9 protein-coding genes are annotated in these 14,271 nt (G+C 41.1%); 4 read left to right on the plus strand and 5 right to left on the minus strand.

What is annotated here, in order from left to right; genetic code table 11:
- Positions 1-12: 12 nt before the first annotated feature.
- Entirely contained in the window at positions 13-3,267 is a 3,255-nt protein-coding gene (locus tag GXP67_RS37375; RefSeq protein WP_162443264.1) for a winged helix-turn-helix domain-containing protein, read from the minus strand.
- 228 nt (positions 3,268-3,495) lie between these two features.
- On the opposite strand from GXP67_RS37375, the gene GXP67_RS11535 reads away from it, so the two are divergent.
- The 3 genes from GXP67_RS11535 to GXP67_RS11545 all read left to right on the plus strand — a co-directional run bounded on the left by GXP67_RS11535 (position 3,496) and on the right by GXP67_RS11545 (position 4,952).
- The gene (locus tag GXP67_RS11535) at positions 3,496-3,723 is read left to right on the plus strand and encodes a hypothetical protein (protein ID WP_162443265.1); all 228 of its coding nucleotides are present in this window, start codon (positions 3,496-3,498) and stop codon (positions 3,721-3,723) included.
- A 111-nt stretch (positions 3,724-3,834) separates the two neighbouring features.
- Positions 3,835-4,320: a TlpA disulfide reductase family protein gene (locus tag GXP67_RS11540; RefSeq protein ID WP_197901682.1), complete on the plus strand. Its 486-nt coding sequence runs from the start codon at positions 3,835-3,837 to the stop codon at positions 4,318-4,320.
- Positions 4,321-4,334: 14 nt separating this feature from the next.
- Positions 4,335-4,952, plus strand: a complete 618-nt coding sequence (locus GXP67_RS11545) for a thioredoxin family protein (RefSeq protein ID WP_162443266.1) — start codon at positions 4,335-4,337, stop codon at positions 4,950-4,952.
- 155 nt (positions 4,953-5,107) lie between these two features.
- Here GXP67_RS11545 and GXP67_RS37380 read toward each other — a convergent pair whose 3' ends face one another.
- The 3 genes from GXP67_RS37380 to GXP67_RS11555 all read right to left on the minus strand — a co-directional run bounded on the left by GXP67_RS37380 (position 5,108) and on the right by GXP67_RS11555 (position 8,355).
- The gene (locus GXP67_RS37380) at positions 5,108-5,317 is read right to left on the minus strand and encodes a cation:proton antiporter regulatory subunit (RefSeq protein WP_232065147.1); all 210 of its coding nucleotides are present in this window, start codon (positions 5,315-5,317) and stop codon (positions 5,108-5,110) included.
- Between the two features lie 128 nt (positions 5,318-5,445).
- Positions 5,446-7,371 (minus strand): monovalent cation:proton antiporter family protein, encoded by a 1,926-nt coding sequence (locus GXP67_RS11550; protein ID WP_232065150.1) that lies wholly within the window; start codon positions 7,369-7,371, stop codon positions 5,446-5,448.
- A gap of 603 nt (positions 7,372-7,974) precedes the next feature.
- On the minus strand, positions 7,975-8,355 hold the full coding sequence (locus tag GXP67_RS11555; RefSeq protein WP_162443267.1) for a hypothetical protein: 381 nt from the start codon (positions 8,353-8,355) through the stop codon (positions 7,975-7,977).
- 404 nt (positions 8,356-8,759) lie between these two features.
- Between GXP67_RS11555 and GXP67_RS11560 the strand changes: the two genes are divergently transcribed.
- On the plus strand, positions 8,760-11,507 hold the full coding sequence (locus tag GXP67_RS11560) for a TonB-dependent receptor (RefSeq protein ID WP_162443268.1): 2,748 nt from the start codon (positions 8,760-8,762) through the stop codon (positions 11,505-11,507).
- 96 nt (positions 11,508-11,603) lie between these two features.
- On the opposite strand, the gene GXP67_RS11565 is transcribed toward GXP67_RS11560, so the two are convergent.
- A complete protein-coding gene (locus GXP67_RS11565; protein WP_232065152.1) occupies positions 11,604-14,252 on the minus strand; it encodes an ABC transporter permease in 2,649 nt (882 codons plus the stop codon).
- Positions 14,253-14,271: the final 19 nt, after the last annotated feature.

The following is a 14,271-nucleotide window of genomic DNA, read 5'->3' on the forward strand; positions in this document are numbered from 1 at the left end:
GGCAATAATGTTTTAAATCAACCGCAGTTGCTTTGCTTTTTCTACAGCTTTGGTGCGGCTGTCCACTTCTAATTTTACATACATATCTTTTAAGCGGGTTTTTACTGTATTCAAGGATATAAATAATTTATCAGCAATTTCCTGGTTAGACAGATTTTCTGCCATCAATTGCAAGGTTTCCCGTTCACGGGTGGTAAGTCCTGCTTTACCGGAAGGTACATTTTTCCTTTTTTCAATCGCACTTTTTAGTTTATGGAGGAAGCTTTGCGAGATTTTTATTTTTCCTGATATCCCTTTTTTGAATACTTCCTGAAGTAAAGGATTGATCTGATCCAGATAATTGATATGATACATTAAAATTTCATCAGCAGATGCAAATTCTAGAGACTCAAGTAAACTATCCATGGCTTTTTCTTTTTCACCGGTCGCCTGATAGATGATCGAAAAGAAAATATTAATTTCAATCAAGCGCTCTATCCGGTTTTGAGCTTTGGCCAACTCATAGAGCTGGGAAAGAAGCCGGAATGCCTCTTCCAGTTTATATTCTGCCATTAGTAGCAAGGCTAAGGGAATATAGCGGTACTCTTCGGCATAGGAAATGGTTTTACCAGTCCATACGCCATGCATTTCTAAAAAATCCCGGGCTTTTTCCAGCTGGTTCTGGAGAATAAGAAAAGTTGCTTTCCAGCTGATATACATGGATTGCAGGAAGGGATTCACCTTATTTTTTTGGATGATCGAATCCATTTCTTTTATTTTCATTTCTGCCCCCATCAGATCACCCTGGCTATACAATACCACCGAATAAACGACCAGCACCAATACTTTGGAAGTAATATCAGATTCCTTGATACATAGCTTATAAGCTAACTGTATATGCTGGGAAGCTCCTTCCAGATCAGCCCAGAAATATTGAATGGCAGCCATATTTGCAAATAAAACGGCATACGTCCAGTCTGTTTTTACTAAATTACCATATCCATTTTCTTTCAAAAATTCCAGAAGGTCTGCGCTTCTTTTATAAGAAACTTTATAGAGCCCCAGCCGGCCTTCAGTATAGCCCAGATTGATCGCAATGGTAGTAATCAGATAAATATTGCCCGATCTCTTTCCAAATGCCAATGCTTTTTTAAGTGCCTCTGTGCTTTCGATAATATTATTGCTGGCGAGTTGAGCTTTAGCTACTGCATACCATCCCCAGCTAAACCACAAAGGATCATCTTCTGAAAGATTTTCCAGGGCAATCCGGCCATATTCCAGGATAATTTCCGGCTTGCCCAAAAAGGAATATTGATAAGCCAGGGCAACCGCTAGTTTACCCAATAATTTTTTCTGGTAAAATATCTCCTGTTTGTCCGAAGGGCAAGCCGCAATCTGCTGCATAGTAATCTTTTCGGCACTCTCCAGAAATGGGGCGGCTTTTTGTATTTGTCCGGCATTAATGAGTACCCAGGCATAGAATAAACAAAACTCAGGATTCTTTTTTATGACATCATCTGGCAATAAGCCGCCATATTTTATGATGGAAGAATGCTGGCCATTGACCCACATATCTTCTGCGATTTTAGAAAGCAACCCAATGCCTCTCTCATAATTCCTGATCTGGAGCAAATGCTCTATCGCTAAAGGAAATAGCCCGTTCTCCTCAAACCAGGCACCCGCTTGGGTATGCAGCTGCCAGACAACAGATTTTTCCTTTTCTAACAAGCGTTGTTTGAGTAAATCTGCAAACAGGTGATGATACCGGTACCATTTTCGATCTGCATCCAAGGAAACGATAAACATGTTATTTTTCTCCAGCATTTCCAGCACCGATTGACTATCCTTTCGGTCCAGAAGGGCATTACAAAGCGGAGCGGACAGCTGTTCTAACAGAGAAGTTTGTAATAGAAATTCTTTAATTTCCTCTGTTTGTAGCTTTAGCACCTCTTCTATGAGATAATCCATAATGTAACGGTTGTCACCTTTAAAAGCGCTAATAAAGGCAGTGCTATCTTCCCGGCCCCGCAGGGAAAGGGCAATGAGCTGCAAACCGGCAATCCACCCCTCTGTTTTATAGGCCAGTGATTCAACATCCGAAATACTTAATTTCAAATTAAGCTTCCGGTTAAACAGAGAATAAATTTCATTTGTTGAAAAACTAAGGTCAGCTGACCGTAGTTCTGTCAGTTGATGCTGACTTCTAAGTTTTGCAATGGGTAACAAAGGATCTGCCCTGGTCAGGATCACAAGCTGAATCGTAGGAGGTATATGCTCGATGAAATAGGTAAACAGACTTAAAACCTCTCCATTATTAATCAGATGAAAGTCGTCTAATACGAATAAAAAGCGGGTAGGAAAAGAAAATAGTTCATTAATTAAAAGCTGGATAATCGACTGTTGACTTACCTGGTTAGGAGAATGCAGCAGTTTGAGTGCCTGTTGGCCAAATGCCGGGTGTAGCTTTTGAATGGCGGTTATTATATAACTGAAAAATGTTGCTACGTCATTATCGCTGTTATCGATAGAATACCAGGTGGCAGGAATATTTTGCTGGATGATCCAGTCGCTTACAAGAGTTGTTTTGCCAAATCCTGCCGGTGCAGAAATAAGAATTAATTTTGTTTTCAGACCAGTAGCGAGCTTGTCAAAGAGTTCTGAGCGATGAAGCGTCTGGGCACCGGGAGGTGAAATATGAAGCTTTGTTACCAGCGGGAGCAGCGGTATGGCTTTGCCTGGTATTTCTCCTTTTCCCTGTAGCTGCGTCAGAAGAGGAACCTTGATGCCCTCATTTGTAATGGCAAATACTTCTATGGTACTGGCTACATTCTTCAACTCAAAAATGCCTAAAGAAGTAGTTGAAATAGCAGGATGATTCTTCAGTTCATCATTTAGTTTTCCGGATAGTAAAATGGCACCGGCTATGCCTAAACTTTCAATGCGGGAGGCAACATTTACTCCATCTCCATATACTTCTGTTTCGTCAAAGACAATATCTCCAACGTGCAAGCCAATTTTGAGAGGTACAGGCTCTCCTTCCTGCAAGAACTTTTGAATCTGGATGGCACACTCAGCAGCTTCGACTGCACTTTTAAACACACTGAGTACCCCATCTCCATAATACTGGATGATTTTTCCCTGATAGCGTTTGTGTTGTAGCTCAAATACCTCCCGGTGCCGCTCTCTAAGCCTGGAAGCCAATTGTTCATCTTGTTGCATCATGGCCGTATAGCCCACTATGTCGGCAAACATGACAGCAGCCAGTTGACGTACTCTCTTCTCCTTCATGACTTATTATTTTTAGGTACTTCCAAAAGTTTGATTACCAATTGCAAAAAAATAGGCTGGTATTACAACAGTAGGCTGGTCGATTGTACCGGCTCAGTAATAATATGTTTAGAAATCATTCAAATTCGAATGATGCGACTTACATGAGCATCTGGTAGGGAAGATAACTTTTTTATCAATCTTTTTTAACTAAAACTATAATTACCTTATGCTGGGGTCGAACATCAGATGCTCACGATTGGCAGGGCCAGCAACACAATTGAGCCCGGAGGCGAAGATTGCGCCCTTAGGAAACACTCCTCATTAGGATTTTTGAGTCCGGAACATTATGAAAAAGGTAGCAGTATCAGGCAAGAGCCTGAGCTAATCTTTATGTCTATTATATCGGGTGAAACCCAGCAGATTGTTATACCTGTTATGCACCTGCCGATAAAGATGAGAATTGCCCTGTTTTAACTCCGGGAATTTTTTCAATTTAGTTTTTATCTTAAACTTTATGTAAAACAATGATTATGACTTACAGCCGTTTACCAATTACCTGTTAGCGTTTACATTCATTTTATCCCTATGAAAATTAAAGGTTTGCTTCTCTTTTACCTACTACTATGGTCTGAGCTAAGTTATGCCCAAGGGCCGTCAGTAATCAAATACCCAGACCTGGAGAAGATACTCAGCAGATCATCTGATACAACCTATGTGGTTAACTTTTGGGCTACCTGGTGTGGGCCATGTGTCAAAGAATTGCCCCATTTTGAATCGCTTGGCAAAGCATATACTCAAAAACGGGTAAAAGTATTGCTGGTAAGCCTTGATTTTAAGAAAGACCTGGAAACCAAAGTAAAGCCGTTTCTTGTTAAACGGAAGATTGAATCTCAGGTCCTGCTACTGGATGAAACCGACTACAACAGCTGGATTGATAAAATTTCGCCGGAATGGTCTGGTTCTATTCCTATCACGCTAATCGTTAATAAGTCCCGTAATATCCGCCATTTTATTAAAAATGAAGTAAAAGCCGGAGAACTGGAAACGCTTATCAATTCCTTTAACCTATAAACTCCATGCATCCAATGAAAAAGACAACGTATTTAATCGCCTTAGTATTCGTAACAATAGCTCTTTACAGTGCTACATGGGTAGCAGGTGGATACAGCATAGGGGATAAAGTAAAAGATTTTTCGCTGAAAAATGTAGATGGCAAAAGTGTTTCCTTACTTGGAAACAAAGAAGCCAAAGGGTATATCATCGCCTTTACCTGCAACACTTGTCCTATGGCAAACTTATATGAGGATCGCATCATTGCCCTACATGAAAAGTATGCTCCCAAAGGATATCCAGTATTGGCCATTCAACCCAACGATATAGCGCTTTCCAGAGGCGATTCCTTTGAAGCAATGCAGAAACGGGCAAAAGAGAAAAACTATTCCTTCCCCTATCTGCTAGATGAAACGCAGGAAGTTACCCGTACTTTCGGAGCTACTAATACACCTCATATGTTTATAGTAAGCAAAGAAGGAAATGATTTTAAGCTAGCCTATATCGGGGCTATAGATAATAATCCGGGAGATGGCTCGCAGGCAGAGAAGAAGTATGTAGAAAATGCTCTTGAGGAACTATTATCCAATAAGCCTGTTTCCCAGACCTCAGCCAAAGCGATCGGATGTGGTATCAAATGGAAATCATCATAAAGTAAAATAACCATCACATGATGAATGAGAAGAGCTGTATGACTCTAAAGATTCACATATGGTTCTGCAAGAAGGCAGGGTTAAAATTCCCTGCCCAACCCGACTGAAACCCTAAGCCATAACCAAAAACTCAAATACAATTGAAGGAGGTTCAATTATATTAACTGAACAGGAGCCCGTTCTTCCGATGTTTCTGCCAGTTCCTGTAAAGATTTTATCAGCTGACTATCTCCTGATATCCATACGATATCCCCTTTCTCAAATACAGTAGCCGGATCTGGATTAAGCATACGGTTACCATTGCGCTCAATACCAACAATTAGTCCATGGGTTTTATTGCGGATATCAGAATTTCTGATGCTCATCCCTAAAAACGGAAAGGTATGGTCTATAATAAGTTGTTTTAAGACGATCTCGGGAGCTATAGGCGCAGGGCTTGTTTGAGGAGGAACAATAGCAGGCTTGAATCTCTTGAGTTGCTCATCAGTTCCTACTACGGTGAGTTTATCGAATGGAAAGATCTGCTCATGGCCCTGGGAGCATGAATGATCTTGTTGCCTCTTTCGATCTGGGCAATATTTACACCGTATTTTTCGCGGTAGGAAAGCTCTGTTAACGTTCTGCCAATACCTTCTGATTCTGCACTTACCTCAAAATGAGCGATGTGGGCATCCCAGGGTAGGAGGCTTTTACTGGCCAGGTTCTTTTTCTCAAATTCACGCGCATGTAAGTTATAGAGAAAACGCTTTTCAATACGTGCGTAGGTGGCCTGAAGTTTTTGAGTGAAAACCGGCAACACGATCACTATTAAAACGATTGCTCCGACCAGGGCAACCGTAGGCGAAAAAAGCTGATCCAGCAGAAAACCTACCAGCACGATGCCTGTGCCAATGCGGCCCATTTCTAACACCACCAAGGGTCCCCGGTTATACCGTTGATTTTTCCAGAGTGTGTTATAAGAATGGGTACGGATCTTCCGGACGGACAATGCCCATAGAAAAGGAGCCATTAATGAAAGGGCGCAAATAGCGGTTAATATTTCAGTCCAGAGACTATCAAATAGTTTTTCCTGGATAAAAGGAGAGATAATCTTTGTAGAGAGCAAGACAATGCCAATAATTACTACCGAATTTGTTATTAAAATGCCGGCAAAAGTACGGAGCACTTCCCGCCAGTCGCTGACAACTGTAATGGTTTGGGTGCTTGAACTATAATTATCGAGTAAACTTTTCCATCGCCTTGGCAACCTCTTTTCTATCCACTGATAGAGCGGTTCAGATAAACGGATAAGGTAGGGCGTAGTAAAAGTAGTAACCGCCGATACAGCCACCGCAATGGGATAGAGGAACTTACTGGTTACATTCAGGGAAAGCCCTAGTGTAGCAATAATAAATGAAAACTCTCCGATTTGTGTCATACTCATCCCGGTCTGCAAGGATTGCTTTAAGGGTTGTCCTGATAAAAGGGCGCCTAGCGTAACGTGAATGGATTTACCCAGAATGACTACCATGGAAAGCAATAAAATAGGACCTGCATATTGCAGAAGTATCTTAGGGTCGATCAACATCCCAACAGAGACAAAGAATATGGCACCAAACAAATCTTTCACCGGTTGCATGAGGTGTTCAATCTTTTCGGCATATAATGTTTCCGCTAAAATCGAACCCATGATAAAAGCACCTAATGCAGCTGAAAATCCTGCCTGTGTAACGAGTACAACCATTAACAGACAAAGGCCAATAGAAAGAATTAGCAAGGTTTCATTCGAGATCAGGCGGCTGGTTCTACGTAAAAAAGTAGGTATCAGATAAATGCCTGCCAAGTACCAGAGCGTGAGAAAGAAGCTTAGTTTCAAAATAGAAAAAACCAGTTCCACACCGGCAAATTGCCTGGAGACTGCAAGTGTAGAAAGCAGGACTAGCAACAAAATAGCTACCAGGTCTTCAATGACGAGAATTCCAAATACTAATCTGGCAAAGCTTTGCGTTTTAAGCCCTAATTCATCAAAGGCACGGATAATAATAGTGGTAGAAGAAATAGCAATAATGCCTCCCAGAAATAAGCTATCCATTGTAGACCATCCCAGCCATTGTCCGCAAAGGTACCCCAGAATCAGCATAGCAGCTATTTCTACCAATCCTGTTATAGAAGCAGAACCACCCACTTTTACCAGCTTTTTAAAACTAAATTCCAGACCCAGCCCAAAGAGCAGGAATATCACACCGATATCAGCCCAGATCCTGATTGTTTCAGAATCAGCAATGGTAGGAAATAAAGGAAAGTTAGGACCAACCATCACACCGGCTAAAATATAGCCTAATACTAAGGGTTGCTTAAGCTTCTTGAAGATGAGTGTGGTAGCACCAGCTGCACCTAAAATTAAAGCCAGATCTAATATTAATCGGGGAATATGAGCCATAAAACAGAATATTACAGATAGGTATTGCTGAGAGTCACGCTACTCAAACGTATTTTAATAAACCAAAATATTGTAACCTGCTTTTCAATAACGCCTGCTTACCAGTGGAAAGCCATGTTTCTGAATAGTGTATTTAAAAGATAAAGTCCGGAACAGAATTTTCCAGCCTGTATACTTTACTTTCCAGCAGAATACTAACCAGATGATAATAAACAATATGGCAAGTAAGAGCTTAATTCCTATTGAATTGAATTTACTCCCTTTACGTTGCGACAGCCCAGTCTTTTTGATTTGTTCCTTAACCTGGGCTAAATTAAATTCTAATAGAAAGTCCCTCACAAATTGTTGGATTAGCACTCCCAAAACTCCTTACGTAAATGAAAACAATTTGCAATCACACTCATTTCAACTTTTAAACTAAAAGTAAAAATATAACAAGTCAATAAGAGTCAAAATAGTCTCTTTATTTTTCCTGCTAACGATTATAAATTCAGATAATAGCTACTCTATAATATAAATATAATAAGTAACACTTTAACCCTCAGCTATGGATTAATGCGTTGAGTGATTCCATTTGAAGAGTATGCCTTAATTATCAGAAAATTAAGGGGCATTAATTAGAATGAGGGAACCAAAAAGCTTGCGAAAGTAAGAATAGATAAAGAAAGCCGTGAATGCGCTGTGAATCTCAATGCATTGGTAGCGTAGAAAGAGGGCTAAGAGAAAAATACAGATTCCTTCGGTAAAGTGTGCTTGAAAAGAAACCGCCGAAGAGACAATCGCATCAGGAAAACTTAATGTAAAAACTGTATATAGAATGCTTTTAGTAGCATTCTCTGCATCTGTGGGAAAGACCTTAGAGGGTGTGTCTGCCTTTTTAAGAAAAAAAGAGGCATGCTCTTTTGCACCTTTTCCTGCACTTAGAAAAAGCAGTAGCAGGAGAGGGACTAGCAAAGATAATGTTAATAAACGCCTCTTGAGCATAGGGGCAATATATGAAAAATTACTGCTTATTACAACTAAATTGGCGAATGTAATCTCTATAATTGTCACTATACAGCTATAAGCTTTAAACAGGTTGGCCTATTTTTAAATAAACTTATCTTTTATATGATTGTCAGCCTTTCCAATTTTAATCTGGCATTACTATAATTTTCAGTTGGTAAATCAACATGTAATCTCGTTAGTAAATGGGCTACGAATGGCAGGAAATTTCAGTACGTTATATAATACCTCGTAATTTTACAATGTTCACCTCTATAGTCTGATGAAAAAATAGCCAAAACAAAATAATTGTTTTTCTATTTTAAAACTGAAAGAAATGCCTTGTTTTTTTACGCAGGCGATATATATTTACGTATATATCGCTTGCATAATCATTTTCCTGTATGCACACTACTACCTGCTACTTAAGCTTAGTTTTGTTATTGTTGTCTTTTTCGTGCTTAGCTCAGCAATCTATCGTTCTAAGCGGAAATATTCTTGACCAAACGACTCAAAAATCGGTTCCCTATGCCCATATCCGGATTAAGGGCTCATCCGTCGGGACAGCCGCTACTACGAAAGGTGATTTTAAAATAGAAACCCCTTCATTGCCATTTACCGTTATTATAAGCGCTGTGGGGTTCAAGCCTCTTGAACAACTCATTGCTACAGGCGGAAATCAGGTGTTTTATTTAATGCCACAAACGCTTTTAGCCAATGAAGTAGTCGTGTCTGCCACCCGGTTAGAGGAAAAAAGCATAGAATCGGCCATTACTATTGAGCAACTGGATGCCACTCAGATCCGGAATGCGCCTTTTGCGACTTTTTTTGATGCCCTGGAAAGTATAAAAGGCGTACAAATGACCACTGCCAGCCTGGGCTTTAAAGTACCCAATACCAGAGGGTTCACCAATCCTACCAATGTGCGGTTTTTACAGCTGGTAGATGGAATAGATAATCAGGCACCAGTGATAGGAGCGTCTATTGCCAATGCCATAGGACCTACCGAACTGGATATAGAACGTATTGAAGTAATTCCAGGCACTGCTTCTGCTTTGTATGGGATGAACTCACTGAATGGGCTGGTAAGTTTTTTTACCAAAAATCCATTTGACTACCAGGGTCTGAGCGTATATCAGCGGGCAGGAATTAACCATATCAATGACCCGGATAGTAAACCTCGTCTGCTTACGGAAACGGCACTTCGCTATGCAAAATCATTTCGTGATCATTTTGCCTTTAAGGTGAATGTTTCCTATATGCAAGGCTACGATTGGGCAGCCAACCAGCGGCAAGATTTAAATCCTAATGCCAATGCTTCTATTCCCCTACAGAATGAACAAAATCCTGCCCTAGATCCGGTGAATTCCTATGGTAACGAAAGTTCAAACCGGAGAACACTTTCTTTGAATGGGAAGAATTATGTGGTTGCCCGCACAGGCTACTATGAAAAGGATATTACTGATTACAGGCTGGAAAATATAAAAGCAGATGCCTCCTTACACTGGCGCATTACCAAAGGTCTGGAAGCTTCCTATCAATATAAAATAGGTAAACTCGATAATGTATATCACAGGACAAACCGTTTCAAGCTGGATGATTATTTGATTACCCAGCAAGTAGTACAGTTAAAAAGCCCCGTTTTTCAATTCAGGGTGTATTACACCCACGAACTATCTGGTGAGTCGTATAACATCCGGTCGCTGGCCGAAAATTTAGACAGGCAATTTAAAACGGATGATATATGGTTTGCAGCCTATACAAACAGCTTTAAGCAAAGCCAGCAAGCAGGCTATAGCCTGGCAGAAAGTCAACAACTGGCCCGCTCCATAGCGGATGAGGGTAGATTTGCGCCTGGAACCATGCCCTATGACAGTGCCGCCGGAGAGATTATCACGATTAATAACTGGGATCAGGGAGCGGCCCTGCGTACCAAAGCGAGCCTTTTCCAGGGAGAAGGACAATACAACCTGACTTCTTTAATAAAAGTAGCAACCTTACTTGTAGGCTTTGATTACCGGCTGTATTCTGTTTTTCCGGATGGCAACTATTTTATCAATCCAACTGAGCCCTCAAAAAATCTGCTGTACCGCAAAGGAGGTGGTTTTGTACAGCTTTCTAAAAAGGTGTTATCAGATAAGTTGCAGGTAAATGCGGCTCTGCGTTATGATAAAAATGAATATTTCAAAGGCATCTTCAATCCGAGAGTGTCTCTCACGTATGCAGTGGCCAAAGATCATTACTTGCGGGCCTCTTATCAGAATGGATACCGGTTTCCTTCATTGTTTGAAGCTTTTTCTAATGTAAACAGTGGTGGCGTAAAACGGGTAGGAGGTTTACGACTGATGTCAAATGGCATTTTTGAAGACAGTTATATACGTACTTCCATTGATGCATTCCAATCGGCCGTTAATATACAGGTAAATGAGCAAGGCACTCCTCTTTCGCAGGCGATAGTAAATCAGGCTGGTTTACTTAAGAAATCTACTTATGATTATATCAAACCTGAACGAATCAATTCGCTGGAACTTGGGTATAAAAGCCTTATGTTAAATGGGCGTTTATTTCTGGATTGGGATGCTTACTTTAATTTCTACGACAATTTTATTGCACAGGTAGAAGTAAACCAACTTATCAACCGGGGAGTGTCAGCCGATTCGGTAAAGTATGATCTTTATGACCGCAGAAAACAAGCCCGATATCGCTTATGGACTAATTCTACTGGTACAGTATACAATTATGGTTCATCGCTCGGAGTACAATACAAATTTTTCCGGCAGTTTACCTTAGCTGGCAATGTGAGTTATGCTAAACTGTACCGCAAATTATATAATGACGGATTAGAAGAAGCTTTTAATACCCCGCAATGGATTACCAATTTTAGCCTGGGGAATATGGAAGTAATTAAAAACGCAGGATTTCAGGTAAACTGGCACTGGCAGGATAAGTTTTTATGGCAGTCGGCTCTGGGCACCGGAATAGTGCCTGCCTATCATACGATAGATGCCCAGATTATGTACAGAGTTGTTCCAGCCAAACTACTTATAAAGGTTGGCGGTAATAATGTATTCAATAAGAAATATTACCAGATGATCGCAGGCCCAACGGTGGTAGCCTTTTATTATGTAACGCTCCTTGTGGACGGATTGTAATAAATATAACTTTAGTCAGCTTACATCTCTGGCTATGGGCTCAGTAAAGTTCACATAAAAGTTACCCTCTTACTAAGCCCATAGCCAAATAATAGATTATTCATTTCTCAACGCTTTTACCGGATTTGCCAGAGAAGCCTTTATAGACTGATAACTTGCTGAAAACAGCGCAATACCTACAGAACCTGCCAGGGCAACTAAATAATATCCAACATGCAATGGAATACTATAAGCAAAATCATCTAACCATTGTTGCATAAAGTAATGGGCAACCGGTGTGGCAATCAGAAAAGCAATACATATCAATGGCAGGTATTCCCTGGAGAAAAGCCAGAAAATCTGACCTGCGGAAGCGCCTAATACCTTACGAACGCCTATTTCTTTCACTTTCTGAACGGCCATAAAGGAAACAAGGCCATATAGTCCCAGGCAACCGATAAAAATAGCAATACCGGCAAAACTCTGGATAAGCTTGAGCATGAGTTCTTCCGTTTGATAGAAGGCCGCAATGTGTTCATCCAGAAACTGATATTCATAGATGTGGTCAGGATGCATCGTGCTCCAGGTTTTTTCTAAGGTAGTTAAGGTAGAGCTTACGTTGGCCAGGTTGATTTTTACAGCATAATTCTCGTAGGTTTCCGGGAGGGTCGTAATAAAAATAGCATTAATGTCTTCATGGAAAGACTGGTCATGAAAATCTTTCACTACGCCCACAATTGGAGCCACTATATTGCCTCCGTTTACCCGTATTTCTTTACCGATCACTTCCTGTGGGGATTGAAGGTTCAATTTCCTGACAAAAGTTTCATTGACAATAAACTCCCGGACTGTATCGGAAGGATGAAGATTACGTCCTGCCACTAGTTGCAAGTCAAACAAAGGGATGTACTGTTCATCGGCTGCCCGGCAGTTTATTCTGAAAACTTCTTCTTCAGGCCGGTTATCAAATTTTACACTTGTACCCCAGTGAGATGTGGAGGAAGGAGCGCCAAAACAAAGAGAAACATTTTCTACACCGGCAATCCGGGAAAGTTGATTTTTAAGGGTAGTGGTTCTGGTATCAGAGGCTTCAGAAGCGACCGGAATCATCACCACCGCATCTTTATTAAACCCCAGATCCGATTGTTTGGAATAATGCATCTGGCTGGCAATCACCACTACCCCAATAATGAGCATCTGCGAAATAGTAAACTGGGTAACAATTAATGCCCTCCGCAAAGGAAAACCGCCTACATGCCTATGCGTAAGTTTACCTTTGATCGCCAGTACTGGCTGGAACCTGGCAAGAATAAGCCCTGGATAAGCGCCGGAAAAGAGTGTAACTACGATCAGAAGCAGGAACATAAAAACGGCCAGAAACTTATCCGAAAAGAGCTCAATAGTCATCTGCGAACGAAACCATTCATTCATATAAGGTAGCGCAAGCAGGGATAAACCATACGCAATCACCAGAGCAAACAAAGTAATCAGACCGGTTTCCGTGATAAACTGTCCGAAAAGTTGTGTGGGTAAGCCTCCCAGTACTTTCCGTACGCCCACTTCTTTGCCTCGTTTGAGCGCCTGGGCCGTAGCCAGATTGATGAAATTTACACTGGCGGTCATCACCAGAAAAATGCCAATTAAAGAGAGCACCCACAGGTTTCTTTTCTCCATGACACCTCCATAATGCGCATTAAAATGTATATCAGCCAAAGGTTGTAGTTTATAGTGGTGTACATTTTTATTGGTTGGCCGGTATTTTTTTACATATGCTGGCAACACTTTTTCTATGTCAGCCGGGTTTACACCTGGTTTGAGCAAGGTATAACATTGCATCTGGCCAGTAATCCCACCCCAGGAATCATCGCTGGCCAGCCATTCATCATAGGCTTTCAATGTGCTATACGAAAGGTATACTTCTGTTTTGCGGTCTGTATTGGGTGGTAAATCTTTGAGTATGCCGGTAATCGTAAAATCAATCCGGTTGTTCAGCCGGAAGGTTTTGTTAACTGCATTCTGGGTGCCAAAATATTTCCTGGCTATTTTTTCGGTAATAATAGCAGTATTTGGCTGGGTTAATGCCGTGGACTTATTCCCCTCTGTTAAAGGATAATTGAAAATGTCGAAAAACTCGCTTTCTGCAAAAGCTGCTTCTGCTTCCTTAAATTTCTTTAGTTCTTTCCCATGTTGGAGGGCAATCAAGGCACCATCAATGGTAGCAATACGGGCTGCTTTTTCAGCAAATGTATAGTCCTCCCGGAATGCCTTGCCAAAAGGGTTGGGCACATTGGGAACGTAACTGATGTTATCCATGTGCTGTTCGGTTACAAAGCGGTAGATACGGCCGGCATTCGCATGAAAGGTATCAAAACTAAGGTGGTATTTTACTAATGTAAAAATGAGAATGCCACAGGTAATACTGAGCGCCAGGCCCATCACATTGATGAAAGTATAAGCTTTATTACGTTGCAGGTTCCGTAAGGCGATGGTGAGATAATTGCGAAGCATATGGGTATAAAGTGGTTTGGCGTAATAGAGAGAATGTTTTTTCCGGCGTTTGAGAAAATAAGGGCGGATATAAGCGATAGCTGACAGCATATATTCTTTGCGGGCTTTCGCCTCCCCTTCGTGCGCTGCCTGTTTATAGAATACTTCCTGCAGATCCCCCTGCCCATCTTCCAGCAGGTGTTCCGGTAAGAACCATTCCAGAAAACGGTCTGCCCATTTGGGGGGTGATGGTGGTTTTAACTGCCTATAGGTTGACATTCGGCTTGTATCTGAAGTA

The sequence above is a fragment of the Rhodocytophaga rosea genome (genome assembly GCF_010119975.1).
Taxonomy (GTDB): domain Bacteria; phylum Bacteroidota; class Bacteroidia; order Cytophagales; family 172606-1; genus Rhodocytophaga; species Rhodocytophaga rosea.

Coding starts and splice junctions, on each gene's coding strand:
- GXP67_RS11555 (WP_162443267.1), bottom strand. CDS start 8,355: ATGCTCAAGAGGCGTTTATTAACATTATCTTTGCTAGTCCCTCTCCTG.
- GXP67_RS37375 (WP_162443264.1), bottom strand. CDS start 3,267: ATGAAGGAGAAGAGAGTACGTCAACTGGCTGCTGTCATGTTTGCCGAC.
- GXP67_RS11560 (WP_162443268.1), top strand. CDS start 8,760: ATGCACACTACTACCTGCTACTTAAGCTTAGTTTTGTTATTGTTGTCT.
- GXP67_RS11565 (WP_232065152.1), bottom strand. CDS start 14,252: ATGTCAACCTATAGGCAGTTAAAACCACCATCACCCCCCAAATGGGCA.
- GXP67_RS11550 (WP_232065150.1), bottom strand. CDS start 7,371: ATGGCTCATATTCCCCGATTAATATTAGATCTGGCTTTAATTTTAGGT.
- GXP67_RS11545 (WP_162443266.1), top strand. CDS start 4,335: ATGAAAAAGACAACGTATTTAATCGCCTTAGTATTCGTAACAATAGCT.
- GXP67_RS37380 (WP_232065147.1), bottom strand. CDS start 5,317: ATGAGCATCAGAAATTCTGATATCCGCAATAAAACCCATGGACTAATT.
- GXP67_RS11540 (WP_197901682.1), top strand. CDS start 3,835: ATGAAAATTAAAGGTTTGCTTCTCTTTTACCTACTACTATGGTCTGAG.
- GXP67_RS11535 (WP_162443265.1), top strand. CDS start 3,496: ATGCTCACGATTGGCAGGGCCAGCAACACAATTGAGCCCGGAGGCGAA.